The 25,359-nt window shown below is 65.6% G+C and carries 27 protein-coding genes; 14 read left to right on the top strand and 13 right to left on the bottom strand.

Going from position 1 to position 25,359, the window contains the following annotated elements; all coding sequences use genetic code 11:
• Window positions 1-13 precede the first annotated feature (13 nt).
• Window positions 14-895 (top strand): extracellular solute-binding protein, encoded by an 882-nt coding sequence (locus tag Har1131_RS08885; protein ID WP_014040587.1) that lies wholly within the window; start codon window positions 14-16, stop codon window positions 893-895.
• Window positions 870-1,670 carry an ABC transporter permease gene (locus Har1131_RS08880; protein WP_050038191.1) on the top strand — a complete coding sequence of 267 codons (801 nt, stop codon included), beginning with the start codon at window positions 870-872 and terminating at the stop codon, window positions 1,668-1,670. The genes Har1131_RS08885 and Har1131_RS08880 overlap by 26 nt, the downstream gene beginning before the upstream one ends.
• 31 nt (window positions 1,671-1,701) lie before the next feature.
• Here Har1131_RS08880 and Har1131_RS08875 read toward each other — a convergent pair whose 3' ends face one another.
• From Har1131_RS08875 to Har1131_RS08845, 7 genes are all read right to left on the bottom strand, one after another.
• Entirely contained in the window at window positions 1,702-2,529 is an 828-nt protein-coding gene (locus tag Har1131_RS08875) for a molybdopterin synthase (protein ID WP_014040589.1), read from the bottom strand.
• 72 nt (window positions 2,530-2,601) lie between these two features.
• Entirely contained in the window at window positions 2,602-3,075 is a 474-nt protein-coding gene (moaC, locus tag Har1131_RS08870; protein ID WP_014040590.1) for a cyclic pyranopterin monophosphate synthase MoaC, read from the bottom strand.
• Between the two features lie 76 nt (window positions 3,076-3,151).
• Window positions 3,152-3,760: a molybdenum cofactor biosynthesis protein B gene (locus Har1131_RS08865; protein WP_129755256.1), complete on the bottom strand. Its 609-nt coding sequence runs from the start codon at window positions 3,758-3,760 to the stop codon at window positions 3,152-3,154.
• Between the two features lie 116 nt (window positions 3,761-3,876).
• Window positions 3,877-4,395, bottom strand: a complete 519-nt coding sequence (locus tag Har1131_RS08860) for a TRAM domain-containing protein (RefSeq protein WP_014040592.1) — start codon at window positions 4,393-4,395, stop codon at window positions 3,877-3,879.
• A gap of 138 nt (window positions 4,396-4,533) precedes the next feature.
• On the bottom strand, window positions 4,534-4,851 hold the full coding sequence (locus Har1131_RS08855) for a DUF5783 family protein (protein WP_014040593.1): 318 nt from the start codon (window positions 4,849-4,851) through the stop codon (window positions 4,534-4,536).
• A 148-nt stretch (window positions 4,852-4,999) separates the two neighbouring features.
• Complete coding sequence (locus Har1131_RS08850; RefSeq protein ID WP_151145971.1) at window positions 5,000-5,665, bottom strand: HD domain-containing protein; 666 nt, start codon at window positions 5,663-5,665, stop codon at window positions 5,000-5,002.
• Window positions 5,666-5,750: 85 nt separating this feature from the next.
• Complete coding sequence (locus tag Har1131_RS08845) at window positions 5,751-6,410, bottom strand: helix-turn-helix domain-containing protein (RefSeq protein WP_050007411.1); 660 nt, start codon at window positions 6,408-6,410, stop codon at window positions 5,751-5,753.
• 180 nt (window positions 6,411-6,590) lie between these two features.
• Here Har1131_RS08845 and Har1131_RS08840 point away from each other — a divergent pair, with 180 nt between their 5' ends.
• The 12 genes from Har1131_RS08840 (at window position 6,591) to Har1131_RS08785 (ending at window position 18,667) form a co-directional block, all read left to right on the top strand.
• On the top strand, window positions 6,591-7,166 hold the full coding sequence (locus tag Har1131_RS08840) for a hypothetical protein (RefSeq protein WP_007190101.1): 576 nt from the start codon (window positions 6,591-6,593) through the stop codon (window positions 7,164-7,166).
• Window positions 7,163-7,819 carry a ubiquinol-cytochrome c reductase iron-sulfur subunit gene (locus Har1131_RS08835; protein ID WP_151145967.1) on the top strand — a complete coding sequence of 219 codons (657 nt, stop codon included), beginning with the start codon at window positions 7,163-7,165 and terminating at the stop codon, window positions 7,817-7,819. Before Har1131_RS08840 ends, Har1131_RS08835 begins: the two co-directional genes overlap by 4 nt.
• Window positions 7,819-9,213, top strand: a complete 1,395-nt coding sequence (locus tag Har1131_RS08830) for a cytochrome bc complex cytochrome b subunit (RefSeq protein WP_151145964.1) — start codon at window positions 7,819-7,821, stop codon at window positions 9,211-9,213. Before Har1131_RS08835 ends, Har1131_RS08830 begins: the two co-directional genes overlap by 1 nt.
• Window positions 9,210-9,392 (top strand): hypothetical protein, encoded by a 183-nt coding sequence (locus tag Har1131_RS08825; protein ID WP_050007409.1) that lies wholly within the window; start codon window positions 9,210-9,212, stop codon window positions 9,390-9,392. Before Har1131_RS08830 ends, Har1131_RS08825 begins: the two co-directional genes overlap by 4 nt.
• Window positions 9,385-12,243: a molybdopterin-dependent oxidoreductase gene (locus Har1131_RS08820; RefSeq protein ID WP_151145961.1), complete on the top strand. Its 2,859-nt coding sequence runs from the start codon at window positions 9,385-9,387 to the stop codon at window positions 12,241-12,243. The genes Har1131_RS08825 and Har1131_RS08820 overlap by 8 nt, the downstream gene beginning before the upstream one ends.
• Window positions 12,240-13,316 (top strand): 4Fe-4S dicluster domain-containing protein, encoded by a 1,077-nt coding sequence (locus tag Har1131_RS08815; protein WP_151145958.1) that lies wholly within the window; start codon window positions 12,240-12,242, stop codon window positions 13,314-13,316. Before Har1131_RS08820 ends, Har1131_RS08815 begins: the two co-directional genes overlap by 4 nt.
• Window positions 13,317-13,408: 92 nt before the next feature.
• Window positions 13,409-14,242, top strand: a complete 834-nt coding sequence (locus tag Har1131_RS08810; protein ID WP_151103485.1) for an ethylbenzene dehydrogenase-related protein — start codon at window positions 13,409-13,411, stop codon at window positions 14,240-14,242.
• Window positions 14,242-14,922, top strand: a complete 681-nt coding sequence (locus Har1131_RS08805) for a molecular chaperone TorD family protein (RefSeq protein WP_146418067.1) — start codon at window positions 14,242-14,244, stop codon at window positions 14,920-14,922. Before Har1131_RS08810 ends, Har1131_RS08805 begins: the two co-directional genes overlap by 1 nt.
• The gene (locus tag Har1131_RS08800) at window positions 14,919-15,773 is read left to right on the top strand and encodes a phosphate ABC transporter permease (RefSeq protein ID WP_151145955.1); all 855 of its coding nucleotides are present in this window, start codon (window positions 14,919-14,921) and stop codon (window positions 15,771-15,773) included. The genes Har1131_RS08805 and Har1131_RS08800 overlap by 4 nt, the downstream gene beginning before the upstream one ends.
• Window positions 15,770-16,621, top strand: a complete 852-nt coding sequence (locus Har1131_RS08795; protein ID WP_151145952.1) for a HEAT repeat domain-containing protein — start codon at window positions 15,770-15,772, stop codon at window positions 16,619-16,621. The genes Har1131_RS08800 and Har1131_RS08795 overlap by 4 nt, the downstream gene beginning before the upstream one ends.
• Before the next feature lie 2 nt (window positions 16,622-16,623).
• Complete coding sequence (locus tag Har1131_RS08790) at window positions 16,624-17,862, top strand: P-loop NTPase (protein WP_151145949.1); 1,239 nt, start codon at window positions 16,624-16,626, stop codon at window positions 17,860-17,862.
• Between the two features lie 172 nt (window positions 17,863-18,034).
• Window positions 18,035-18,667 (top strand): trimeric intracellular cation channel family protein, encoded by a 633-nt coding sequence (locus Har1131_RS08785; protein WP_014040606.1) that lies wholly within the window; start codon window positions 18,035-18,037, stop codon window positions 18,665-18,667.
• A gap of 226 nt (window positions 18,668-18,893) precedes the next feature.
• On the opposite strand, the gene Har1131_RS08780 is transcribed toward Har1131_RS08785, so the two are convergent.
• The 6 genes from Har1131_RS08780 to Har1131_RS08755 all read right to left on the bottom strand — a co-directional run bounded on the left by Har1131_RS08780 (window position 18,894) and on the right by Har1131_RS08755 (window position 25,104).
• Complete coding sequence (locus Har1131_RS08780) at window positions 18,894-19,481, bottom strand: molecular chaperone (RefSeq protein ID WP_014040607.1); 588 nt, start codon at window positions 19,479-19,481, stop codon at window positions 18,894-18,896.
• Window positions 19,478-20,779 (bottom strand): NrfD/PsrC family molybdoenzyme membrane anchor subunit, encoded by a 1,302-nt coding sequence (nrfD, locus tag Har1131_RS08775; RefSeq protein ID WP_151145946.1) that lies wholly within the window; start codon window positions 20,777-20,779, stop codon window positions 19,478-19,480. The genes Har1131_RS08780 and nrfD overlap by 4 nt, the downstream gene beginning before the upstream one ends.
• Window positions 20,779-21,609: a sulfate reduction electron transfer complex DsrMKJOP subunit DsrO gene (gene dsrO / locus Har1131_RS08770; RefSeq protein ID WP_014040609.1), complete on the bottom strand. Its 831-nt coding sequence runs from the start codon at window positions 21,607-21,609 to the stop codon at window positions 20,779-20,781. The genes nrfD and dsrO overlap by 1 nt, the downstream gene beginning before the upstream one ends.
• Window positions 21,610-21,611: 2 nt before the next feature.
• Window positions 21,612-24,107, bottom strand: a complete 2,496-nt coding sequence (locus tag Har1131_RS08765; RefSeq protein WP_050038205.1) for a molybdopterin-dependent oxidoreductase — start codon at window positions 24,105-24,107, stop codon at window positions 21,612-21,614.
• Complete coding sequence (locus Har1131_RS08760) at window positions 24,100-24,342, bottom strand: 4Fe-4S ferredoxin N-terminal domain-containing protein (protein ID WP_008308761.1); 243 nt, start codon at window positions 24,340-24,342, stop codon at window positions 24,100-24,102. The genes Har1131_RS08765 and Har1131_RS08760 overlap by 8 nt, the downstream gene beginning before the upstream one ends.
• Window positions 24,343-24,465: 123 nt before the next feature.
• A complete protein-coding gene (locus Har1131_RS08755; protein ID WP_014040611.1) occupies window positions 24,466-25,104 on the bottom strand; it encodes a helix-turn-helix domain-containing protein in 639 nt (212 codons plus the stop codon).
• Between the last annotated feature and the right edge of the window lie 255 nt (window positions 25,105-25,359).

The following is a 25,359-nucleotide window of genomic DNA, read 5'->3' as shown; positions in this document are numbered from 1 at the left end:
AAATAGACGAACAATGGCCCGCCGGACCCGCCGCGCAGTACTCACGGCGCTGGGGAGTGGTATCGCCGCGACGGCAGGCTGTGGGTCGTTCGGTCGGGAGCGGGTGGACGTGCTGGTCGCGGGGAGTTTACAAAAGGCGGCCAGTGAGACGCTACAAACCCAAACAGACGTGGAGGTCGCTGTCGAAGCCCGCGGCTCTGTTCAGGCCGCGCGTCTGGTCGCCGACGGGAAGCGCGACCCGGCTATCGTCGCGCTGGCGGATCCGACCCTGTTCGACCGGGTCATGGACACCGCCTGGCACGCTGTGGTCGCCAGCAACGAGATGGTGTTGGCGTACAACCCTCAGACGGGCGGCGGGACGCGCGTCGCGGAGGCGGACCCGTGGTACGCCCCGCTCCGGGGGGACAGTGTCTCACTGGGCCGCACCGACCCGACGCTCGACCCGCTTGGCTACCGGACCCTGTTCGTGCTGGCCCTCGCAGCCGACTACTACGACGAACCCGGCCTAGCTGAGGCGGTTCTCTCGCCGGACCAGACCTATCCGGAAACGCAACTGCTCGCACAGTTCGAGACGGGAGCCGTCAACGCCGCGTTCGTCTACCGGAGCATGGCAATGGAGCGGGACTACCCGTTTCGGGAGTTCCCCCCGGAGATACACCTCGGCGACCCCGCACACGCGGAGCGGTATCGGACCACCAGCTACGAACTGCCAAACGGCACGGCAGTCGCCGGCAACCCAATCGAGTACGGAGCCGTCCGCCGTGACGAGCAAGAAGCGACGCGTACAGCCTTCGAAACAGTCCTGTCCGGCGACTGGCTCGCACCACACGGATTTACCGTCCGTCAGGCGTATCCTCGACTAGTGGGAGATGTCCCGAGTACTGTCACGCGGTGAGACCAGAGCCGGCCACGCGGTCGGCGTGCGGGAACTCGTGCCCGTCCTGGGAGCGGTGCTGCTCCTGTATTTCGTCGTCCCGGTGATGGTGCTCGTGCTCACGTACTCCCCGACAGCGCTACTGACGAGTCTGACCGAGACGTACGTCATCAACGCCGCAATCACGTCGCTCGTCGCCGCGCTCGGCAGTACCACCATCGCCGTCGTGTTCGGCCTGCCGTTGGCCTACTGGCTCTCGAAGAACACCGGCGCGCTGGCGACCGCCGCGATGGGGGTCGTCGTCCTGCCGCTCGTCCTCCCACCGATCGTCAGCGGGATGTTGCTGTTGACCGTCGTCGGCCCGAACGGACTCGGCGGCCTTACCGACCTGGCGCTGACCCGGTCGCTGCTGGGCGTCGTCGCCGCCCAGACGTTCGTCGCGTCGCCGTTCTTCGTCGTCACCGCCAAGGCCGCCTTCGACGGCATCGACGACCACCTCGAAGAGGCCTCCCGGTCGCTGGGCCGTGACTGGGTCGGGACGATGCGCTCGGTGACGGTGCCGCTCGCAAAGCCCGGCCTGCTCGCCGGCCTCGTACTGACCTTCGCCCGCGCGATGGGCGAGTTCGGCGCGACGATGATGCTGGCGTACTACCCGCGGACGCTGCCGGTCCAGATCTGGGCCTCGTTCATCTCGGACGGACTGGACGCGGCGCTTCCCGTGGCAGTGGTCCTGCTGAGCGTCGCGCTCGGGACGCTGCTGATAGTCCATGCGCTGCGGGCGACACCGTGGCGATAACGGTCGGCGTTGTAAAAATCGCGCCGCCGACTTACCGCTCGTGCGCCCAGAACTCCTCGTCGACGGTGACCTCTTTCTTGAACAGCGGCACCTCCTCCTTGAGACGGTTGATGCCGTCTTCGACAGCACGGAACGCCTCGCCCCGGTGGCCGGCCAGGATGACCACGAAGACGATGTCCTCGCCAGCGTCGACTACCCCGGTCTTGTGGTGCAGGCGAACCGCGTAGACGCCGTCCCGCGCTTCGAGGTCCCGCCGGAGCGCGGCCATCTTCTCTGTGGCGACCTCGTCGTAGCGCTCGAACTCAAGCAGTTCCGTCGGCTGGTCCTCCGGTCCCTCCTGTGCGCGGACGCGCCCGGTGAAGGTCGCAATTGCGCCGGAGTAGACTTCGTCCGGATCCCGCTTTACGTCCGCTACGAGCGTCTCCAGCGTGATGTAGGGGTCCCGTTCCTCCATCGCCGCGACGATGTCGTCGAGATCGGCGTCCGCGCCGTGGGGTGCGCGATGCACGACGGGGTCGGCGACCTCGCGGTCGTCCAGAACGACCTTCGGGATGCTCGCGTCCGAATATCCCTCGACAAGTGCGTAGTCGTAATCGGGCGCGAGCGCGTCCAGCGTCTCATCGAGCGTTCGGGATTCGCCCGTCGCGTACCACTCGCCGTCGTCGGTGAGCGCGACCGTCTCGGCCGCGCCGGCGTCGCGGTGGCGAGCCGTGTCTTTTCCGTCCGTGTCGACGTCCGGGGCGTGCGTGCAGTGTTTGACCGTCGCGACGCGTCCGGACCCGGAGAGCCGCTGGGTCAGCCGCTCGACCAGCGTGGTCTTCCCCGACTCGGAGTGGCCGACGATACCGAGGACTTGCATGCACACCGGTAACGGGGCGACGTAGATAGACCTTTTTCATGGCAGCCCCGAATCCGTCGCCAGTAGCCGTGCTCACCGGTCGACGGTCTTCTCGACCACGCGGATGTCTTCGATGGCCGTCGCGGGGTACTCGCCGTCCTCGTCTTTCTCGTTTGCCTTCACCATGTCCCACACGACGTTGAGGCCGGTCGTCACGCCCTCCAGCGCCTCCATCTCGCAGCCGGTCTTGCCGACCGTCTCGACGGCAACGGTGATTTCGACGGCCGCGTCGCCGACGGTGAACTCGACTTCGACGTTCGTGATAGGAATCTGGTGGCACATCGGCACTGTCTCCCAGGTGTGCTTGACCGCCTGAATCGCGCCGATGCGGGCCGTCGTCAGCACGTCGCCTTTCTCCACCTCGTCGGCGTCGATGGCCGCCAGCGTGGACTCGGTGAGCCGAATTTGTCCGCGTGCGACCGCGCGGCGCTGGCTCTCGGCCTTGTCTCCCACATCCACCATCTGTGCGTCCCCGTCCTCGTCGACGTGCGTGAACTCCTCGGGCATGCCTCCCTGTAGCCGACGCCGGCCCAAAACCGTGCGGGTGCGGGTCCGCGTACCGGCGGAACCGTGCGGGGCCGCGTTACCGACGGACGAGGCCGAGCAGGTGACCCACGGCTGGCGCGACGAGTTTCTCCGCGCCCGTTCGGGCAGCGTTCTCGCTCCCGGGCAGGCAAAACACCAGTCGGTCATCGACGACGCCGGCGGTCGCTCGCGACGCCATCGCCATCGGCCCGACCTCCTCGTATGAGAGCCAGCGGAACAGTTCGCCGAAACCGGGAACCGGCCGGTCGAACAACGGTTCGATGGCGTCAACGGTCACGTCATCGGGCGTGAGTCCGGTCCCGCCGGTCGTCAGGACGACGTCGACGCCGTCATCCAGCAGATCGGCGACGGCGTCCTCGATAGCGTCCATCTCGTCCGCGACGAGGCGGCGCTCGGCGATTTCGTGGCCCGCGTCCTCGCAGGCCGCGGCGATGATGTTGCCGGCAGGGTCGTCGTCCAGCGTTCGCGAGGTCGAGACCGTGAGGACCCCTATTTCAACCCCTTCGGCGTCGTGGGCGTGATGGTCGTCGTGGGCGTCGTAGTCGTGCTCTCCATGACTGTGGTCGTGGTCACTGTCATGGCCGTGCTCTGCGTGTTCGTGGCCCGCCTCGCTGTCGCTGGCTGCCTCGTCATGGTCGTGTCCCATACCCGAAACGACAGTCGGCGGAGAAATATACCCTCGGCTGTTTGGCCGGTGACCGGCGGTCGGACGGCGGCCCCGGCACCGCGCCAAGCCAGGTCTGGGGCCGAGAGGTCAGCGGCTTACTCGTAGTACGGCAGGCGCTCGACGACCTCCGCGAAGGCCACGTTCTCGCGGACCTGATCCATCTCGACGCGGAGACGCTCCCCGACATCTGCGTCAGAGACGATGACGACGTACCCGCCGTCGATACGCGCGACCCCGTCGCCTTTGTCGCCGATGTTTTCGATCTCGACCACGCGCGTTTCACCCTCGGCAACTGGCGGGGACGACGGTGCGAACTCCGGTTCCCTGCTCCGCCCGTCGGACCGGGAATCGGACTGGGTCTCAGACTTGGATTGGGAATTGGACTGAGGCTCGGGCTCCGATTGGGAATTAGACCGAGGCTCGGGACTGGAATGAGACTGTGACTGGGGAGTGGGTGCCGAAGCCGCCGACTGGAACAGTGCAATCCGGTACAGCGTCTCGGGGGCCAGCGTTCCCAGTTCGACTTCTTGTTTCGGAATCTCGACCACGTACGAGTCGTTCTGCTCCTCGACGGAAGCCGTAAAGAGACAGTGAAGATCTGAATCGGTCGCCATTAGTATAATTGGTTCAGCTAGCACCGGAACTGCATTGATTCTGGTGTTTTCGATCCGTCGGGCCGAGCACTGCTGGAAGGGGTGACAGACAGGCTGTGCACGCCCGCTATCGAGCGATCCGTCGGGCAGAACTCGGGGTTACTCGAACTCGAACAGCCGACAGAGCTCGCGCTCGATGGCGTCGGTGAACGCCGACAGCACTGTGTCGAACGTCGCTTCGTCGCCCGGGAGAGACTGTGCACGCGCCGCAGTGTCGTCGGGCAGCCGGATGCTGAACGTCCCGTCCCCCTCGTACACCGGCTCGCTCTCGCTGAGAATCTGCCGGTCGATCCCGCGAAGGACCTCGGAATCGTACTGCCCGTGTAGCTCCTGGTACGCGTTCGAATACGCCGTTTCGAGCTCCTCGAAGTAGTGGACGTACTTCTCGTCGAACTTCTCGGCGTCGAACTCGGTCATAGATGCAGTGTCGCCGGGGCGAGGGTAAAGGGTTCCGTGCCTCAGAGATGGAGTTCCCAGCCGAAACCGCTGCAGCGTCAGTCGACATCAATGCGGTCGGATTCGGGCTCCGCCGGTCGAGGGTCTATCGGTCACGACCGGACGCCGCTTACCACTCCCGCGTACCCCCGATTTCACCGTCGAATCGAGTGAAAAACTCGTCCATGAATTCCCGACGAGTCCGACCGAGACGGCGGCCGGGGTGGGTGTACAGCATATCTAGACGTTCTCGGGCCCATTCCCGAAGCAGCGTGATATCCGGATGATCCGACGATTCGAGGTCAGTATCTGACGTGTCATCGATGACAGCGTATTTCTTACCCGTCCGCCCAGATCGCTCGCCGACGATACAGGCCAGTCGGACGAGTCCGCGTGCCCCGGCAGCGTCCAGTTTGTCCGCATCGAAGAGGAGTTTCGCCTCCAGCGTTCTCGGCTCCGGAGAACTCGCGCGGATACTGTGTGCTCGGATACAGTGTTTGACACGGTCGATTCGGTCGGGCTTCACGTCTTCGGCCGCGAGTAGTTGCGCGGCTTCCGCCGTGGCCCATTCGTCGTGGTCATCGATTTCACCGGCCCGCTCCCGGGGCCGACCGATATCGTGGAGCCACGCCGACGCGGCAAGGACATCCCGGTCGACCGAGCCGTCGCAGTGCCCCGCGAGCCGAAGCGCGACGTCTCGGACTCGCTTGGCGTGAAACTGGTCGTGCGCTGGGAGGGCGTCTTCGTAGTACGGGACTGACAGTGTTCGAGTGAGGGGACCAAGTTCCAGTGTCATTGGCGGCGGTGGCACCTCGCATGCCGGCTGGAATAACTGCTGTGAAATGCCTCTGTATCGCTGACATGAAGTGGAGCGGTCCCACTCAGCGGGAGTCAAGCAGGTCGTCGAGGAGTTTCCGCTGGGCGGCGGCGAGATGTTCGGTGAACGTCGAGGTGGAGATGTCAAGCGCTTCGGCCACGTCGCCGGCAGTCGCATCGCGCGGATGCTCGAAGTACCCCATCTGGTGGGCCTGGCTCAGCACCTCGCGCTGGCGATTGGTCAGTTTCGCGCGGTCGAGCACGACCGGCTGATCCGTCTCCGTGGACGTGTCTTCGAGTAGCCGCCGTAGTTTGACGGTCTCGCCTTCCGACTGGAGGTCGGCAACGATATCCCGCAGAGTCGGCATATCGTCGACGAGAAACGTGACAACGATGGATTCGGTATCCGCCGTGAACTTCTGGACGACACAGCCGGCCGCTTCGATACGTTCACAGACACAACCCTGTTCGGCCGCCCGGGACACCTGGAAGACGTGTCGCTGGTCGTAAGCGAAGACATGGTCCACATTCGGGAGTTCGCTCTGTAGCGCTCCCGGGTGGTCATCACCGCCCTTGAGCGTGAACTCTTCGAGAACGCGGTCGGCATCGCCACTCGTTGCGCTCCGAGAGACCGACGACACTGACCACTCCTCGTCAGCGTGTGGCTGTACTTGACAGGACCGAGGACCGAACACTTCGACCTCGGCGAGCATTCGGCCCGACATACACGGTAGATGGGCCGGCCTCCATAAGAAAGGGCAGGCGAACATGTTCGTATAAAAAACCGCCATATAATGGGCCTAAGATGTCGGGCTGGCAGTTCATCCGGGTTCTGGGACAAACCCCGAACACAGCGACACAGCGCAGCCGTTCGAATCGCTGGCGAACCGAGATAACACAAGATTATGAGACGCAACACGATACTCATCGGTCTGTTGATAACAGCGGTGTTGCTGCCGATGTGGTACGTCGCTTTACACGGCGAGCCACCGTCGGAAGAAATCGCTATCGACGAGAGCGTCAGCGACATCCGGCCGCTCGAAAGCCCAGTAGAGACGCCGAACAAGCTGTCACCGAGCCAGGTCGGTGTCGTCGTCTGGGTCGCCCTGTTCGGTCTCGTGGGCGTGCTGACGGCCGCCCACCAGTTCATGAACAGGGCGGTCCGGCCGCCTGACGACGCCGAGCCGGTCACCGACGGCGGGACCGTCTCGTTACCGTGGCTCAACACGGAGCACCGCTGGGTCGTCGAGTACCACGACGCCTCGGACGCCATAGAGGGACTCGTCGCCATGAGCGGGCTGACGGTCCTGTCTATCGTCTTCGCGGCGCTGTTCACCGGCGAGTACCTCACGCTCGCCCGCACCCAGTACTTCGGGCTGTACGCGACCGGGATGTTCCTCTCGCTCGCGCTCTCGACGGTCGCGTACTACGCCTGGTTCATGCCACACGTCGAAGTCGCCGAGATCAGGGGGCACGAATGATAGACTATCCGAAACCCGATGACGACGACGAGGAACAGGGCGATGACTGCTCGTGTGAGGGGGCCACCGGTACGTCCCCGACGCTGTACGGGGACGCCCGCGCGGAACTCCGCCGCAGGGACTTCGCGAAGTTCCTCGCGACCGTCGGCGGCCTGACTGCCGTCGCCAGCCTCACCGCGCCGCTTGCCAGCACCACGCAGGTGTTCGAGCGGGGGTACAAGGGACCGGTGTACTCCGACGGCATCCACCTCGTCGACAGCGAGGGCGAGCGCATCACCGAGGAGCGACTCTCCGAAGGCGAACACATAACGGTCTTCCCGGAGCCCCGGCCCGGCATCGAGGATGCCCCGACGCTACTGGTACGCTACGCCGAGTCCGACTACGGCAGCGACATCGCAGAAGGGTTCACCGTCAGCGGGTACGCTGCCTTCTCGAAAGTGTGTACCCACGCCGGCTGTATGGTGTCGGACCGGGAGGAGGACCTGGTCGTCTGTCCCTGCCACTTCGGGAAATTCAACGTCTTGGAAGGGGCGGCGGTCAGCGGCGGCCCGCCGGGACGACCGCTCCCACAGCTCCCGATTACGATGACCAGCGACGGATTCCTCGTCGCCACCGGTGACTTTGAGGGGCCAGTCGGCCCCGGAGGTGGATAATGTCCCGCGCCAAAGCCGTCTACGACTGGTTCGACACGCGCCTCGACCTGGAGAACGGCCAGACGTTCCTCGGCAAGGCGTTCCCGGCCGAGGACTCGTTCCTGCTGGGCGAGGTGGCGCTGTTCTGTTTCCTCCTCCTGATCCTGTCGGGGGTCTTCCTCGGGTTCTTTTTCGAGCCCTCGACCTCCGACGTGGAGTACGACGGCAGCGTCCAGAAGTTCCAGGGCGAGGAGATGCCCGAAGCGTTCGTCTCGGTGTTGCACATCACCTATGACGTGCCCTTCGGGATGTTCATCCGCCGGCTCCACCACTGGGCGGCCCACCTCTTTGTCGCCTCCATCGGGTTGCACATGTTACGGGTGTTCTTCACCGGTGCGTACCGCAACCCGCGGGAGCCAAACTGGGTCGTCGGCACCGGCCTGGCGGCCCTCTCGATGGGCGCGGCGTACACCGGGTACGCCTTACCGTTCGACGAGTTCGCTGCCACAGCGACGAGTATCGGTTACAACCTCACGATATCAATCCCCCTGTTAGGTGATTTCCTCGGCCAGGTGGTGTTCGGGGGTGAGTTCCCCTCCAGTGCCACCATCCCGCGGCTGTACTTCCTGCACGTCCTCGTGATACCGGCGGCCATCGCCGTGGGCCTGGCCGTCCACATGGCCATCCTCATCAGACAGAAACACACCGAGGCCCCGCGGGACGGCAACGTGACGGCCGGTCGCCAGACTGTCGACGAGGACGACGACGACATCATCATCGGCCTGCCCGCGTTCCCGAATCAGGCCGCCGTCTCCGCGGTGGTGTTCTTCGTCACCGCGGCGACGCTGTCGGCACTTGCGGGCCTGCTCCCGGTCCACAACGTCGCTGAGTACGGCCCGAACGACCCCGCGGCCACGCCGGAACTCATCATGCCGGACTGGTTCCTGATGTGGGTGTACGGCTTCCTGAAGCTCCTGCCACAGATCAGCTTCAACGTCGGCCCGGCCCACATCAACGGGGAGTTCATCGGCGGCATCGTCCTCCCGGGGCTGGTGTTTGCCGCGGTCGCCCTCTGGCCGTTCATCGACCGGACGGAGCCGACCCACTTCACCGCGGACCCGCTGGACCGGGCCTGGCAGACCGGTGTTGGCGTGGCCGCCGTCGCGTTCATCATGATTGCCTCGATTGCGGGGATGAACAACATCCTCGCGGACCAGGTGCTCGGAACGACGACGAACGTGGTCAACCCCATCCTGACGGCGGCGCTGCTCGTCGTCCCACCCGTCTTCGGCGGCATCACGTACCTGCTGTTGCGGGACGGCGAGCCCACGCCGTCACAGGAGGGCGACGTAGCCGCTGACGGTGGTGCAGTAGACGAGAGAACGGCTAGCACCGAATCGGAGGAGAACGGATGACTGCGAGCATCAAACTGACTGAGCGGCAGTATCGCCTGCTGGATACGACGAGCAAGCTGGTCGGCCTCGTACTGGTCGCCGCCGGCCTCGAAGTCGGCGGCAGCACGCCGACCGGCATCGCGCTGGCTATCGTCGGGGCTGCCTGCGCGACTGCGACAGTGTTCATCACCAATGAGTAGAAACGACCTGACCGACGACGAAACGGACAGTGCGGGAATCAGTCGCCGCGACTTCGTGCGCGGTCTCGGAGCCGCGTCGCTACTGGGTGCGACGGGGCTGTCGTTCGCCGACGACGGCATGGACGGCCTCGAAGCGGTCGACGACCCCATCGGGAACTACCCTTATCGGGACTGGGAGGACCTCTACCGCGATGAGTGGGACTGGGACTCCGTCGCCCGCTCGACCCACAGCGTCAACTGCACCGGCTCGTGCTCGTGGAACGTCTACGTCAAGGACGGCCAGGTCTGGCGCGAGGAACAGGCCGGCGACTACCCGACGTTCGACGAGAGCCTCCCCGACCCGAACCCGCGCGGGTGCCAGAAAGGGGCCTGTTACACGGACTACGTCAACGCCGACCAGCGCGTGCTCCACCCACTGCGCCGGACCGGCGAGCGCGGCGAGGGTCAGTGGGAGCGGATTAGCTGGGACGAGGCGCTGACAGAGATCGCCGACCACGTCATCGACGAGGTGCAGGCGGGCCGGTACGACGCGATATCGGGGTTCACGCCCATTCCGGCGATGTCCCCGGTGTCTTTCGCCAGCGGAAGCCGGCTCGTCAATCTGCTGGGCGGCGTCTCGCACAGCTTCTACGACTGGTACTCGGACCTCCCCCCGGGACAGCCGATCACCTGGGGCACCCAGACGGACAACGCCGAATCCGCCGACTGGCACAACTCTGACTACATCATCGCCTGGGGGTCGAACATCAACGTCACGCGCATCCCCGACGCGAAGTACTTCCTCGACGCCGGCTACGAGGGCGCGAAGCGGGTCGGCATCTTCACCGACTACTCCCAGACGGCCATCCACACCGACGAGTGGCTCTCTCCCCACGGCGGCAGCGACACCGCGCTCGCGCTGGGCATGGCCCAGACCATCGTCGACGAGGGGCTACACGACGAGGAACACCTCAAAGAGCAGACCGACATGCCGCTGCTCGTCCGGGAGGACACCGGGAAGTTCCTCCGGGCGAGCGAGGTCGGCCTCGCCGAGGACGCCGACGACCCAGACAAGGTGTTCGTCATGGTCGACGCCGACGGCAACCTCCGTCGTGCGCCCGGTTCGCTCGGCGAGCGGGACGGCCAGAAGGACTACTCGTTAAGTATCGAACTCGACTTCGACCCGCAACTGTCGGTCGAGCGCAGCGTCGACACCGACGAGGGCAGCGTCGCGGTCCGGTCGGTGTGGGAGAACCTCAGTGACGAACTCAGCCAGTATACGCCGGACGTTGTCCACGAAGAGACCGGCGTTGGTACGAACACCTACCAGCGGGTCGCCCGCGAGTTCGCCGAGGCCGACGCCGCGAAAATTATCCACGGCAAGGGCGTCAACGACTGGTACCACAACGACCTGGGTAACCGCGCCATCCAGCTGCTCGTGACGCTGACGGGCAACCTCGGCGACCCCGGCACCGGGCTGGACCACTACGTGGGTCAGGAGAAGATCTGGTCGTTCCACGGCTGGAAGGTGCTCTCGTTCCCGACCGGGAACGTCCGCGGCGTCCCGACGACGCTGTGGACCTACTTCCACGCGGGCATCCTCGACAACACTGATCCGGACACCGCCGAGAAGATACGCGAGTCCATCGACAAGGGATGGATGCCGGTCTACCCCGAGGAGCGCGAGGACGGGAACCGACCGGACCCGTCCACGATGTTCGTCTGGCGCGGGAACTACTTCAACCAGGCCAAGGGCAACGTCGCCCTCGAAGAACAGCTCTGGCCCAAACTCGATCTCGTCGTCGACATCAACTTCCGGATGGACTCGACGGCGATGTACTCCGACATCGTCCTGCCGGCGGCCAGCCACTACGAGAAGTACGATCTCTCGGAGACGGACATGCACACCTACGTGCACCCGTTCACGCCGGCCGTCGAACCGCTCGGCGAGGCCAAGACCGACTGGGAGATATTCCGCCTGCTCGCCGAGAAGATACAAGAGCGCGCCCAGGAACGCGGTGTCGAGCCGATCGAGGACCGCAAGTTCGACCGGACCATCGATCTCACGACCATCTACGACGACTACGTCCGCGACTGGGAGACCGGCGAGGAAGAAGGGCTCGTCGAAGACAAAGCCGCGGCGGAGTTCATCCTCGAACACTCCGAGGAGACCAACCCCGAGGGTAGCGACGAGCAGATAACCTTCGACGACATCGACGAGCAACCACAGCGGTTCCTCGAAGCCGGCGACCACTGGAGTTCGGACATCAAGGACGGCGAGGCCTACGTCCCGTGGCAGGACTACGTCCACGACAAGAACCCCTGGCCGACCTTCACCGGCCGCCAGCAGTACTACATCGACCACGACTGGTATCTCGAACTCGGCGAGGAACTCCCGACCCACAAGGAGGGGCCGGAGAACACTGGCGGGGACTACCCGCTGTCGTACAACACGCCTCACGGTCGCTGGTCCATCCACTCGACGTGGCGCGACGACCCCAAGATGCTCAGGCTCCAGCGGGGGGAGCCGGTGGTGTACATCAACCCCGAGGACGCCGAAGAGCGGGGCATCGAGGACGGCGACACCGTGGAGGTGTACAACGACCTTGGCGCGGTAGAGGTGCAAGCGAAGATCTACCCCTCCAGCGAACCGGGGACCGTCCGGCACTTCTTCTCCTGGGAGAAGTTCCAGTACCCCGACCGGGACAACTTCAACACGCTCGTCCCGATGTACATGAAGCCGACGCAGTTGGTCCAGTACCCGGAAGACACCGGGGAACACCTGCACTTCTTCCCGAACTACTGGGGGCCGACCGGGGTCAACAGCGACGTGCGTGTCGATGTCCGACCGAGCGGAGGTGACACCGAATGAGTACCGACCAACAGGACGACCAAGGCGAAGAGGACACGCTGGTCAACGTCGCTGACGGCGTCGACCACCAGGTCGCAATGGTGATGGACCTGAACAAGTGCATCGGCTGCCAGACGTGTACCATCGCCTGCAAGAACCTCTGGACGGAGGACGGCGGCAGCGAGTACATGTACTGGAACAACGTCGAGACCAAGCCCGGCGAGGGCTACCCCCGCGGCTGGGAGGACTCCGGCGGCGGATGGAAATCCGGCGAGCACAAGGAACGCCAGCCCGGCGAGATTCCCGACGAAGAGGACTACGGCCGCGCCTGGGAATTCAACCACGAGGAGATCATGTACGAGGGCAGCGACGAGCCGCTGCGGCCCCGCGACGGCGCGGAGTGGGGACCGAACTGGGACGAGGACCAGGGGGCCGGCGAGTACCCCAACAGCTACTACTTCTACCTCCCGCGCATCTGCAACCACTGCACCCACCCCTCCTGTGTCGAGGCCTGCCCACGCTCGGCGCTGTACAAGCGCCAGGAGGACGGCATCGTCCTCGTCGACCAGGAGCGCTGTCGGGGCTACCGCTACTGCGTCGAGGGGTGTCCGTACAAGAAGGTGTACTACAACACTGTCTCGAAGAAATCCGAGAAGTGCATCTTCTGTTACCCCCGCATCGAAGGCGAAGGCCCCGACGGGGAGACGTTCGCCCCGGCCTGTGCCGAGGAGTGCCCGCCCCAGCTCCGGCTGGTCGGCTTCCTCGACGACGAGGAGGGACCGATCCACAAGCTCGTCAATGAGTACGAAGTGGCCCTCCCGCTCCATCCGGAGTTCCGCACGCAGCCGAACGTCTACTACATCCCGCCCTTTGCCCCCGGGCAGCACACGGAGGACGGGGAGACTGTTGACATCGACCGTATCCCACGCCAGTACCTCCGAGAGCTGTTCGGCGACGGCGTCGACGAGGCGCTGGACACTATCGACGCACACCGGCAGCGCGTCCGACAGGGTGGTGACAGCGAGCTCATGGAACTGCTTCAGGACAAGAACCCGGCCAAACAGTACCGACTGGAGGTGTTCGAAGATGAGTAGCGAGCCGCTACGCGGCTCGGAAACGCGAGCGGGCGATGCCCGCGAGCGGCCCCAGTTGGCCGCTCCGGAGCGTGCTCAGGGGGTGGTCAACGATGGCTGACCACCGACGCACGCTCACACTCACGGTGGTGCTGGCGGGGCTCATCGTCGTCTCGACGGTGGCCGCGCCGATGGTGAGCGCCCGGCCAGCACACGAAATCCCGGTTTCCGAGGTATCGACGGCCGACCTCGCCGAACCGAACGCCGACGGCTGGGAAGAAGTCCCGGCCTCGGACGTACCGCTTGCGAGCGCCCCGAGTAGCGTCCCGAACGCCGACGACACGTCCGTCGAGACAGTCGACGTGCAGGCGGCTCGCACTGATGAGCGACTGTACGTCCGGCTGGAGTGGCACGACGCGACACAGGACATGAACGCTAGCGCCACGCGTGAGTTCGCCGACGCGGTCGCGGTCCAGTTCCCGACGAACACGAGCTCCCGGCCGCCGATAGCGATGGGCGGCCCGGACAACCGGGTCAACGTCTGGTACTGGAGCGGAGCGACCGGAACCCAGGAACTGCTGGCCGGCGGCGCTGGCTCGACCACGCCGTTCGAGAACCCGACCGTCCAGGCGAACGCGAGTCACAGCGGCACCGGCGGCAACGCCACCTGGACGGTGGTGTACTCGCGCCAGCTTGACGCGCCGAGCGAGAACCGGACCGACCTGCGGACCGACGGCGACCTCGACGTGGCCTTCGCCGTCTGGAACGGCTCTAACGGCGAGCGGTCCGGCCAGAAAGCGGTCAGCGAGTGGCACTACTACCCGTTCAGCGGCGGCCCGCAGGGCCCGCCCTACGAGACGCTGCTGTGGACCGTCGCCGGCATCGCCATCGTCGCCGTCGTCGGCGTCACCAGCTTCGGCATCTACCGCACGCGGGGGGCCGAGTGATGGCGACCACGCCAACCGACCCCATGGACGACCTCGACGAGGACGCCGCCGCCCGGGGTGCGGTGTACGCCACGCTCGCCAAGGCGTTCGAGTACCCCGAGGAGTCGTTCCACAGCGCGGCGGCCGACGGGACGCTGGAAGCCGATTTGCGAGCGTGTCTCGACCGGACGGGCCTTGCCGTGTCCGTCCCGTCGCTCACCACCGACGACGACTACGAGACGCTCGCGGCCCGCTACAATGACATCTTCGAACTCGGTTACAGCGAGTACACGGACCGGACCGACGGCTCGCTGGAGGCGGAGGGGCCGCCGGTCCCGCTGTACGAGTCCAAATACCGGCCGGACCACTCCTGGAACGACGTGAACCTCGACCTCTCGCGGGCCTACAGCCACTACGGCCTCGAAATCGACCAGGACGAGCGGGACAACCACGACGCGCTGACCTACGAGCTGGAGTTCGCGGGCTATCTGGCCCGCCGTGAAGCCGCCGTCGGCGAGGACGCCGCAATCGCTCGGCTGGACTTCCACGACCGCCACCTCGGCCACGCGGCGGCCGGCGTCGCGGACCGACTGGCCGACGAGCCCGGGACCGACATCTACGGCGGCTTCGGCGAACTGCTCGAGGCGTTCGTCCGCGCTGACCGCAACGACCTCGCGGAACGGCTGGAGGACCAGCGATGACGGCGGCGCTACAACAACGAGTCAGACCGCTGCTGCACGGCGGGAGCCACTCGCTGGCGAACCTGGCAGTCGGCGCTGCGGCCGTCGCGGTCGCTGCTCGATACCTCGCCGTCCTGTTCGTCAACGCGCCCGGATACGCTGGCGTTCCGGTCTCGCCCGGCCTGGCGACAGGCGTGTCCACGGCCGTCGTCGCCGCCGCGGCTATCGCCGTCGCCGTCACCGACGCCGACCCGCTCACCGGCATCGGGCTGCTGTTCGTCGGCGTGTTCGGCCTGCTATCGCTGGTCAGTAGCGCGGCGGCACTGCCGGCGGCCGCCGCAATCGTCCTCGGGACGGCGACCGTCGCTGCTGTCTCGGGTCGGCGGCTGGACCTCGTTTCGGCCGCCGCGGTCGCCCTGCTCGTCGCGGCGCTGAGTATCGGGCTGGCCAGCGGCGTCGGCGGCTGGACGGACCTCCGTCCGGTTGCCTCGACCGTGGCACTGCTCGGCATCGCGTCGACGCCGGCGTTCGCCGCGGCGGACTGGCGCTCGCTATCAACGGCAGACTGGGGCGCGATACTCGGCGGACTCGCCGCCTTCGCCGTCGTCTTCGGTGTCGGTCGGGCCGTCCCGTTCGTCACCGGCGCGGTCACGCTCACAGGAACCGGCGTCGTCGGCACGAGCCTGCCGGTCGTTGCACTGGCCGCTGCCGGTGCGGTGACGGCGGCCAGCGCGGCTAGCCGAACGCGGCGATGGTCGCTGCTCGCCGGCGTCGCGCTGGTCGCGTTCGCGGGCGTCCCGGCGTCGCTCCCGCGTGCGCTCCCGTTCGCGCTCGGCATCGCCGTCCTCACCGCACAGGAGGGCCAGCGATGACGGGCTGTCACGACGACGACGAGTTCGAGAAGCACCTCGAAGAGGACCCGGACCCCCAACTCGACCCCGAGCGCAGTCCGGGCCTGCACACCGACATCGAAGCGCTCGAAGACATCGAAGTATCCCGCGAGGATGTGACCATCGGCGAGGCCACACCCGAAGAGCTGGCCGCCAGCGACACCGAACCCGTCGAGGACGACGCGGTGGCGTCGCTGCTCTCGGACATCGAACACGGGGAAAAGACCGAGCGCCGCCGCGCCGCGCTCGAACTCAAAGACCGCGCGTCCACCGACGAAATCGTGGCGGCACTGGCCCGCGCTGCGACGACCGACGACGACAGCGACGTGCGCCAGTTCGCCGTCGAGGCGCTGACGGCCCACGGCGGCGAGCGGGCCGCAGCGGTGGCGGTGGAACTGCTCGACGACCCCGACCCGTGGGTCCGGGCCGAAGCCGTCGTCACGCTCGACAACGTCGACCGCGAGGCTCACGAGGACGATATCGCGGCCGCAATCGACGACGACCACCACGCGGTCCGGCGCAACGCGGCCATCTCGCTATTCAAACTCCGTGGGGAGGAAATGGCCGACTTGCTGCTGGAGCAGAGCCGCGACAACAGCGAGCGGGTCCGCGAGTGGGCCGCCCACATGCTCGGCGGCGTCGACGAGGACCGCGCCCGCGAGCGACTGCAGGAACTCACCGACGACCCGGCCACCGTGGTCCGCCAGACCGCCGAGCGGTCGCTCGACGTGGACCCCGGACGGTTCCGGCGGCAGTTCGGTGGTGCGCTGGAGAACGACGCCCGACTGCTGCCCGGTGAAGACAGACTCAATCGGATGCCCGACCTCTGACGATGACTGACGGAACGCCCACCACACTGACCGACCGCATCGAAGCCGCACTGCGAGACGTGCGCGACCCGAACGCCGACCTCTCCGTGTTCGACGCGGGCTTCGTCGAGAACATCGACGCGGCCGACGGCGACGTGACAATCGAAGCCGACCTGACCGCGCTGGACGGGCAGACGAGCACACAGGTCGTCCAAGCGATGCTCCACGCGGTCGACGACGTGGACGGTGTCGACAGCGTCCACGTCGAACGGACGACGCCATCGAGCGAGGGGCAGGCCGGTGTCGAGTCCTTCGACCGCGTCGTCGCCGTCGCCAGTGCGAAAGGCGGCGTCGGCAAGTCCACGGTCGCCACGCACCTGGCCTGTGCGCTGGCCGCCGACAACGACGTGGCGCTGTTCGACGCCGACATCCACGGGCCGAACGTCCCCGAACTGCTGGAGGTGAGCGGCCCGGTCCACTCCAGCGAGGAGGGCGACCCGCTCCCGGTCCGGGCGGGCGACATGGACGTGATGAGCGTCGGCCTGATGGAAAGCGGCGCGCCGCTGGCCTGGCGCGGGGCGATGGCCCACGACGCGCTTGAGGACCTCTTCGAGAACACCGCATGGCGCAACGACGAGATACTGGTGCTTGACCTGCCCCCCGGAACCGGTGACGTGGTGCTGACGACGCTACAGGAGGTCCCCGTCGACGGCGTAGTCGTCGTGACGACGCCGTTTCACGCCAGCGTCAGCGACACCAGCCGGACGGTCGAACTGTTCCGCGACAACGACGTGCCGGTCCTGGGAACCGTCGTCAACATGGCAGAGTACGTCTGTGACTGCTGTGGCGAACCGAACGATCTGTTCACGGGCGACGCGCTTTCGGACCTCGATGCCGAGGTGCTGGCCGACCTCCCGTTCTCGCACGACCTGCAGGGGACGCCAGCGCCCGGCGACGTGCCCAGCGCGGTCAGCGATTTGGGGGATGCCGTGGAATCGGCCCTCGACACCGCCGGCGAGGTGGGCGTCGATCCGACCGCCGATATCCGGGGCCTGCCGCCACAGGAACGCAAGGATCTGGTTCGAGAGCAGTTCACCGCGCTGGACAGCGGCGAGTCGTTCGTCCTCGTCAGCGACCGCGACCCGACGCCGGTCGGACAGTTCCTGGGCCGGCTCGCGGAGGCCCCGCGGGAAGCCTTCGACCCGTTCGAGGTCCGCCGAGCGACACCGTCCGACTGGGTGCTGGAGACTGTCAAGCCGTAGGGACGGTCGCTGGCAGTCGACAGTGATAGCCGGGGACATACCTCGTGGGCAGGACTAAAGGCCTAATTGTCCGCACCCGTAGTAGTAGCATAATGACCGCGAAACTCGTGACAGCGGGTCGACTCGCTCGGGGTCGCTCATGCGCCGTGCCCCAGCGGGCCGGAGGGGGAGCGTGACCGACCCGTTTGCGGTGATGAACGCTATCGGGCTGGTCGGGTTCGCGTTCGTCGGCGCGGCGAAGGCTGTCGAGGAGCGCTACGACGTGTTCGGCGTCACGGTCGTCGGCGTGATGACGGCACTGGGTGGCGGGACGACGCGGGACCTGCTGTTGAACCGCGTTCCGAACTCCCTGCAGTCGCCCGGCGAGGTCGCCCTATCACTCCTTGGTGTCACCGCCGCTGTTCTGTTCGTGCATTTCCTCGACGACGGCCACCAGCATCCGGTCGTCCTGACGGCCGACGCCATCGGGCTGGCGGCGTTCACGACCACCGGAGCGCTGCTGGGCCATCAGGCCGGCCTTCCGGTGTTTGCCGTCGTCGCGCTGGCGACGGTCAACGCGGCCGGCGGCGGGGCGATATCGGACCTGCTGCTGGGCCGGACGCCGTTCATCCTCCGCGAGGACTTCTACGCGTCCTGTGCCGTCATCGGCGGCCTCGCCTTCTGGGCGCTGGCACAGCTGGGCGCGGCTGCCGGTGCGGCATCGGCCGGGTGCGCGCTCGCGGTGCTGTTGGCCCGAGGGCTGGGCATCGGTCGCGGGTGGTCGCTCCCGACGGTCCAGGCGTGGGAACGACGCGACACACAGTAGAACCACGCCGCAGCTCCGGGTTCCCGTCTGTCATGCCCCGCTCCCCTGCATCCGCTGGGCTTCGTCGCTGTGACCGACTGTGGGACCGCCTGTGAGAGCTGTCTCTCGTACTCGTCGCGATACTGGTCGCTGACGGCGCACACGACTCTGAACGCGTATTGACCGCGAAAATGGGTGAGGGGAAGTCGGCCGCCGCGACGAACCCGATCAGTGCCCCGCAGATCCCCTACTGACCGAGCACCTCCCGGGTCGTCGCCGCCAGTGACGCGTAGAACGCTTCGCGTGTCTCTGCCTCGACGTGCCCGAGGAACTCGTCAGCCCACGCATCGAGGTGCTCCGTACGGAACTGGGCAAGCCGTTCGTCGAAGCCCGCTTCTGCCAGATAGGCGGCGAACTCCAGTTCGGTCGCAATGTGGTCCGGGAGGTCCGGATGGTCGGCCGCGGGCTGGACGCCGAACTCCCGGTACCAGCGTACGACAGCCATCGTGGCTGGCCCCTTGACCGGGCCGAGTTCGTCCGGGTCGTCCCCGTCGCGATAGACGCTCTCGTAGGGTGGACACGGTGGCCCGTCCGGCCCGATGAACAGCCGGGTGTACTCGGCGTTGAGACGGCGAAGGTCAACCGATCCGACGTCGCCGACCACCGGGACCAGCTCTCCGGTCTCGACGGCTTCGACCAGCTGTTCGGTCGGTTCCCGCCAGCATTCGGCGAGGACGGCGTAGGTCGCCGCGACATCCGAGCGGAATCCGTCGCTGTCTGTGCCGCGCTCGGATGCCCGCTCACGCTTGGCGGGAGCGTCAGTCTGTCTGGTCATTGTCGCTCCTGTCGACCGCCGTCAGTCGCGTACGACTCCGGTCTCTCGACTCGCTGAATCGGCACGTATTTCAGGCCGAGCGTGACGATGAGTGCGCCGAAGGCGACGATACCGAGGGTGACAGCCACTTCGACCAGCGTCGGGGTGTAGGCCCCCGCAGTCGCCCAGATGTCCGTCGTGATGCCGGCATACTCACCACCGGTCGAGATACCCGGTGGGAGGGCGATGTTAGCGACTTCGTATCCCGTGAACACCAGCCGAATCCCCTCGAACATCGTGCCGAAGACCGCGAGGAGGCTCGCGGTGAAGATGACCGACACGCGCTTCCGGAGCGACGGAATCATCAGCATGACAAGCGGGACCGCCCCGCCGACGACTGTCCAGAGCCAGAAGTAGACGGACTCGCCGATGAGGAAGCTACTGGTGATGGCCCAGAACTCGAAGTGGTTCGCCCAGGCGTGGGGCAGTCGCTCGGCCGCGAGCAAGTACACTACGTGAAGCGCGAGGAAGATGCCGAGTATCTTCCCGAGACTCGTGAGTTCCTCGCGGTCGACCTCGTAGTTCGTGAGCCGATCTGCGAGTACCGACACGACCAGCAACAGCCCGAGCCCGGAGACGAGCGCCTTGGCGATGAACACCGGTGCGACGAGGGGACTGAACCAGTCGCCCCGACCGATCTGCGTCGCGAAAATCCACCCGGTCACCGAGTGGAGTGCGACCGCGGTCGGGAGAGCGAGTGCTGCGGTCCAGAACATGAGCGTGCGGTCACGCTCGCGCCCAGCGTCGGTGTCATCGACACCCAGTGCCAGTGGCGACCCACGCGCGGCCAGGTCGCGGCGGGTCAGCAGCCATAGATACCAGAGGTTTAGCACGCCATAGAGGATGACGATACCGAAGTCCCACACCATCGGCGAGCGGAAGTCCGGCGAGGTGAAAAACTGGTAGAGTCGCTCGGGCCGACCGATGTCCGGGAGGATGAGCAGACCCGCGACGGTGATACAGGCGAGACTGACCAGCACGCCGAGCCGTGCGAACCCCTCGTAGCGGTGTGAATGGAAGAACTTCGGTGCACTGGAGATGATGAGTCCCCCGGCAGACAGCCCGACGAACAGGACGAACATCATGATGTACAGTCCCCACGAGAAGACGTTGCGCATCCCCGTGGCGACCAGCCCCGTGGTGAGTTGGTAGCCCCAGGCTGCCAGTCCAGCGACCATGAGGGCTGCGAGCAGACCGAGCCACAGCCGTCCTTTCGTCCCGAAGGCCGGGATTGCGATCCGTGACGAGTCAGCGGCCATCAGTCATCACCTCCGGACCCCACTGCCGGGACGTGTGGAGCGGCATCACCCTCGATGGAGTGGGGGCTCCCACCCGAGTCGCTACTGTCGCTTCCGTCGGCGTCAGACGGCACGTCCTCGGCTCCATCGGACCACGGAGAAACATCGTCGAGTTCGCTCTCCATTTTATCCGACGTTTGCGGCCGGCCGGGACTCATCTCGCCGCTGAGATAGTGCGTCTTCGGGTTCGTCCCGCGGTCTTCGAGGAGCTGGTCCGTCTCGTACTCGTTGATGTACTTCGAGACGGTACTCCCCTCGTCGTCGAGGTCGCCGAAGATGCGTGCGTCGGCCGGGCAGTTGACGACACAGGCCGGGTCGAGTCCCTCGTCGACGCGGTGGCTACAGAACGTACACTTCTCGACGACGCCCTGTGGCCGGGCGGCAACGTCGCCCGTCCCCTCCTCGGGCATCTGCTCGGGTTCGTCCCAGTTGAACACCCGTGCGTTGTACGGGCAGGCCGCCATGCAGTAGCGACAGCCGATGCACTTGTCGTAGTCGATCTCGACGATCCCGTCGTCCCGGGTGTACGTCGCGTTGACCGGACAGACCTTCACACAGGGCGCGTTTTCGCAGTGTTGGCACGCCGTCGGCTGGTACTCCATGTCCAGCGAGCCACTGCCGCCGTCTTCGGGATAGCCACCGGACGGGGTGTCAATCTTGTCGCCGCCCTCCGTCAGGACGCGGTTCCAGAACTGCCCCATCGGGACGTTGTTCTCCTGTTTACACGACACTGCGCATGCCTGACAGCCGATACACCGCTCCTGGTCGATTACTAGGCCGTAGTTCGTCATTGTTAGTCACCTCCTGCGCGCGGTGCGTCGGCACCGGCCCCGCGCGGGTTATCGGCTTCGTACTTGTCCGTATCGACGTCATCGGGGGCCGGTTCGACTTCGACACGGACGTCGTAGAACGCCATCGTCTGGCCGACCTCGCTGACCTCGTTGTGCGTGAGGTCGTTGTGGTGGCCCGCGACGTAGTCGCGTGACCACCATCCCTGGTCAGTGTTTACCAGCCCCGGCTGGAACGCCTCGTTGTACTTCGCCTTCACGATCATCTCGCCGCGGTCGTTGTGCACCCGGACGTACTCGCCGTCCTCGATGCCGCGAGCCTTCGCATCCGACGGATGGATGTCCAGCTGTGGTTCGGGGTTGACCTCACGCACCCAGTTCAGCATCTCGTACTGCGAGTGGATGCGGAACCGACTGTGCTTCTGCATGAACATCAGCGGGTACTCGTCGGCCTTCTCGTAGTCGTCGGCTGTCCGGTCTTCGAGTGGCCGCGGGAGGTCGAACGTCACGCCCTCCTCGCTCGGGGCGTCGTCGTCGTACATCTTGATTCGCCCCGTGTCGGTGGGGAACGCATCGGTGTACTTGACGATGGGGACGCTCTCTTTCTTCTGTGTTCCCTGCTCGAACAGCGTGTCGAAGTCGATATCGTCGTCTCGGTCGGCGAGTTCCCGGAGCATTTCGCGTTTCGTCTCCGGGAACCGGTCGCCAAAGCCGAGCCGCTCCGCGAGCCCGCGGATCGCGTAGTAGTCGTCTCTGGCCTCCCACAGCGGTTCCTGTACCTTGTGTCGGTAGCTGATGTGTGGATGGGACCCCCAGCTGGACGTGATATCCTCCTGTTCGAACCAGTGTGGAACCGGGAGGATGATGTCCGCGTGCTGGACCGTATCCGTGTGGTGCATATCCGCGACCACGTACATCTCAAGGCTCCTGATGGCCTCTCTGAACCGCTGCCGGTCCGGGAACTGGTTGCCCATCATGTTCGACTCGATCGAGTAGACGGCCCTGACCTTGTGCGGGTCACCGTCGAGTATCGCGTCTGGGTATTCGGGGAAGAACAGCGACGGTCCGGGGTCAGCGTCCTCCGGCGCGCTCCAGCCACCGGTACTGAGCGTCGCCCCGCCGGAGTGATGGGCGTGGATGTTTCCGTGCCGACCGTAGTCACCGGTCAGTGCCATGAGCATCGCGTAGGTCTGGCCGAAGATGTGCCCGTGTTTGTACCGCCCGATCGCGTAGCTGGGGGCGATGCCACCGGGGCCGCGAGTCGCCAGCCATCGGACTGCAGTGCGGATGTTTTCCGCGTCGACACCGGTCTTCGCCGCGACTTTCGATGGCGCGTAGTCGGCCACATGGTCACGGAGTCTGGTCAGTGCCGTCTCGCATTCGATGCCGTCGACGGTGTACTCCCCAAAGAGCGCATACGGGCCACCGGTCTCCGGTTCGAGTTCGACCGGCGTCGTACTGCCCTGTTCGACGGCGACGACCTGGTTCTCGCCGCCGTCTTCGAAGACGTCGCTCGCCTTGAGCAACTCCCCGGTGTCCGTGCGGATTAGCGCCGGCGCGGTCGTCCGTTTCCGGAGGAAGTCCTCGTCGTACGTCTCGTCCTCGAAGACAGTGTGCATCATCGCAAGGGCGAGATGCACGTCTTTCCCGGGTTTGACCGGGAGCCACAGGTCGGCTTTCGACGCTGTCGTCGTGTACACCGGGTCAACCACAACGAGCTTCGCCCCGCTCTCGACGGCGTCGAGAACCTTCGAGGCGTCCATCTGGAACTGGCTGGCGAAGAGGTCCGACCCCCAGACGATGATGGTGTTCGCGTTCTCCCAGTCCTCGGCCTCGTTCGTCGACGGAAGGAAAAAGCCGGTCCCAGTGACCCGGTTGAATCCGCGACCGACGTTGGCGTCGATGCCCCAGGCAGACTGGGTCGAACCGAACAGAGAGGCCAGTCGATTGAACGCCGTGCTGGACTGGCCGTAGTTCCCCGACCCCGCGTGGAAGAGGACGCTCTCCGCGCCGTGGGCTGCTTTCAGCGACTGCATCTTGTCGGCGACGAGGTCGAGTGCCTCGTCCCAGGAGACGCGCTCGAACTCGGCATCCGGGCCGCGTCCGTCGGGGTTTGGCTCGTCGGGCGACCAGTCTGTGCGCTTCATCGGGTACTTCAGTCTCGTCGGGTCGTACACACGCTGGGTGTGTGAGAGGCCGAGCACACAGGCCCGCTTGTACTGCTCGTCTTCCGGCGGATGTGGCTCGACCTTCTTCACCTGGCCGTCGCGGACGTGGACGTCGATGGGGCACTTCCCGCGACAGTTCGGCGAGCAGACGGTCTGGATGACCTCGTTTTGCCCGACGTAGCTCTCGATACCGGAGTCACGGTTGGACGGCCCGGTTCCGTCTCCGCTTTCGACCAGCGTCTGGAAGAACTCGCCCCCGCCAAGACCGAGGGCAGCAGCCGCTCCGCTGGCTTTCAGTACGTCACGTCGGTAAACGCCGTCGTCGTCAGTCATCGTCGAATCCCTCAGGTTTGGTCGGCCGCTCGTCTTCACCGAACTCTGCCAGTAGCTCCTCGTGATACTTCTCGTGGAATTCGGCGTCGCTCAGTTCTCCGTTCGAGACACGAATCGCATCCCGAGCCATCCGTAGCCCCAGATCAGTGTCGTACTCGACGCCGTCAAGCATCGCTGCTGCTTCGTCTTCCCACTCATCAATCGGCGTCAACCGCGGCTGCTGTGGGTCATTCATGGCTCTAGTTACCGATTACCCTCGAAACTCGGTAGGGAGAGCGCTGTATTGTGAAGGGGTTTAAATACGGGCGGGAGTGTCACCGGGAGTCTCTGCCAGTGCGTCCAGCCCGAAAAGGCGAGTCTACGGGTCGAAGGCGGCCGTCGCGAGTTTCGATTCGACGGCGTTCAGGCGTTGAGAGAGTGCGGATTTCGAGATGTCGAGCGTGGCCGCGAGTTCGTCGAGGGTCGTCTGTCGGGGCGTCTGATAGTACCCTTCGTCCACTGCGAGTATCGCTGCTTCCCGCTGTTTTGTCGTGAGACAGGCGAGGTCGACTGTAGTGGGCTCCGACTCGGTCGCGTCGTCCTGTCGGGATGTCAGCCGTCGCAGACGCACTCGTTTCGCGGCCGATTCCAACTGGTCGACTAGCTCGCTGATGACGCTTCGGTCTGAGACGTACGTCTCGATGAAAAGCGAGTCACCGTCTACGCGCTGGGTTCGTGGAACACACCCGACCTCGCTAAAGGCGAGACAGAGACAGGCGTCCCCGACCTGATTTGTCGAGTGGAGAACCCGCTCGGTACCGGCCTCGTCGGTGACAGTCACCTCGGCGTGACAGACGCCGTCGTCGATCTGGTTCTGAGCGTTCTCGATGTCTGCATCCGGATCCGAAAGGGGGCACGAACAGTCATCGGGCAGTTCAATTTCGAACAGAACCTTGAGGGTTCGTTCTTTCGCGGTCCCCGATGTCGCCCCTGTAGGCCCGCTCTCGGATTGTCCCATTCTGATTGTCACTCGACTATCTGCGGTTAAATGGGTTTTGTCATCGCCGCCGAAATCCGCAGACTGCGGGCGTATTCTACCTGTTCTTCTATGTGGAGAATGGAGCCTCCCGAAGCCGCGGCGGCGTCACTCATTGCGTCGGTGACAGCGTTCGTCTGCTATCGGAGGATCGAAAATAACCGCCTGTACTGCTGTGCTGGGCCATAGCCGGCGATGAGTCGGCCGAGAGACACCGCCGTCAGGTGCCCGAACGGT

The sequence above is a fragment of the Haloarcula sp. CBA1131 genome (genome assembly GCF_008728975.1).
GTDB lineage: Archaea > Halobacteriota > Halobacteria > Halobacteriales > Haloarculaceae > Haloarcula > Haloarcula hispanica.
This window is presented reverse-complemented; position numbering and strand designations above follow the sequence as displayed.

Bases quoted from the DNA above. Each gene is read 5' to 3' on its own strand.
- Har1131_RS08885 (WP_014040587.1), top strand. From the start codon at position 14: ATGGCCCGCCGGACCCGCCGCGCAGTACTCACGGCGCTGGGGAGTGGT.
- Har1131_RS08880 (WP_050038191.1), top strand. From the start codon at position 870: ATGTCCCGAGTACTGTCACGCGGTGAGACCAGAGCCGGCCACGCGGTC.
- Har1131_RS08875 (WP_014040589.1), bottom strand. From the start codon at position 2,529: ATGCAAGTCCTCGGTATCGTCGGCCACTCCGAGTCGGGGAAGACCACG.
- moaC (WP_014040590.1), bottom strand. From the start codon at position 3,075: ATGCCCGAGGAGTTCACGCACGTCGACGAGGACGGGGACGCACAGATG.
- Har1131_RS08865 (WP_129755256.1), bottom strand. From the start codon at position 3,760: ATGGGACACGACCATGACGAGGCAGCCAGCGACAGCGAGGCGGGCCAC.
- Har1131_RS08860 (WP_014040592.1), bottom strand. From the start codon at position 4,395: ATGGCGACCGATTCAGATCTTCACTGTCTCTTTACGGCTTCCGTCGAG.
- Har1131_RS08855 (WP_014040593.1), bottom strand. From the start codon at position 4,851: ATGACCGAGTTCGACGCCGAGAAGTTCGACGAGAAGTACGTCCACTAC.
- Har1131_RS08850 (WP_151145971.1), bottom strand. From the start codon at position 5,665: ATGACACTGGAACTTGGTCCCCTCACTCGAACACTGTCAGTCCCGTAC.
- Har1131_RS08845 (WP_050007411.1), bottom strand. From the start codon at position 6,410: ATGTCGGGCCGAATGCTCGCCGAGGTCGAAGTGTTCGGTCCTCGGTCC.
- Har1131_RS08840 (WP_007190101.1), top strand. From the start codon at position 6,591: ATGAGACGCAACACGATACTCATCGGTCTGTTGATAACAGCGGTGTTG.
- Har1131_RS08835 (WP_151145967.1), top strand. From the start codon at position 7,163: ATGATAGACTATCCGAAACCCGATGACGACGACGAGGAACAGGGCGAT.
- Har1131_RS08830 (WP_151145964.1), top strand. From the start codon at position 7,819: ATGTCCCGCGCCAAAGCCGTCTACGACTGGTTCGACACGCGCCTCGAC.
- Har1131_RS08825 (WP_050007409.1), top strand. From the start codon at position 9,210: ATGACTGCGAGCATCAAACTGACTGAGCGGCAGTATCGCCTGCTGGAT.
- Har1131_RS08820 (WP_151145961.1), top strand. From the start codon at position 9,385: ATGAGTAGAAACGACCTGACCGACGACGAAACGGACAGTGCGGGAATC.
- Har1131_RS08815 (WP_151145958.1), top strand. From the start codon at position 12,240: ATGAGTACCGACCAACAGGACGACCAAGGCGAAGAGGACACGCTGGTC.
- Har1131_RS08810 (WP_151103485.1), top strand. From the start codon at position 13,409: ATGGCTGACCACCGACGCACGCTCACACTCACGGTGGTGCTGGCGGGG.
- Har1131_RS08805 (WP_146418067.1), top strand. From the start codon at position 14,242: ATGGCGACCACGCCAACCGACCCCATGGACGACCTCGACGAGGACGCC.
- Har1131_RS08800 (WP_151145955.1), top strand. From the start codon at position 14,919: ATGACGGCGGCGCTACAACAACGAGTCAGACCGCTGCTGCACGGCGGG.
- Har1131_RS08795 (WP_151145952.1), top strand. From the start codon at position 15,770: ATGACGGGCTGTCACGACGACGACGAGTTCGAGAAGCACCTCGAAGAG.
- Har1131_RS08790 (WP_151145949.1), top strand. From the start codon at position 16,624: ATGACTGACGGAACGCCCACCACACTGACCGACCGCATCGAAGCCGCA.
- Har1131_RS08780 (WP_014040607.1), bottom strand. From the start codon at position 19,481: ATGACCAGACAGACTGACGCTCCCGCCAAGCGTGAGCGGGCATCCGAG.
- nrfD (WP_151145946.1), bottom strand. From the start codon at position 20,779: ATGGCCGCTGACTCGTCACGGATCGCAATCCCGGCCTTCGGGACGAAA.
- dsrO (WP_014040609.1), bottom strand. From the start codon at position 21,609: ATGACGAACTACGGCCTAGTAATCGACCAGGAGCGGTGTATCGGCTGT.
- Har1131_RS08765 (WP_050038205.1), bottom strand. From the start codon at position 24,107: ATGACTGACGACGACGGCGTTTACCGACGTGACGTACTGAAAGCCAGC.
- Har1131_RS08760 (WP_008308761.1), bottom strand. From the start codon at position 24,342: ATGAATGACCCACAGCAGCCGCGGTTGACGCCGATTGATGAGTGGGAA.
- Har1131_RS08755 (WP_014040611.1), bottom strand. From the start codon at position 25,104: ATGGGACAATCCGAGAGCGGGCCTACAGGGGCGACATCGGGGACCGCG.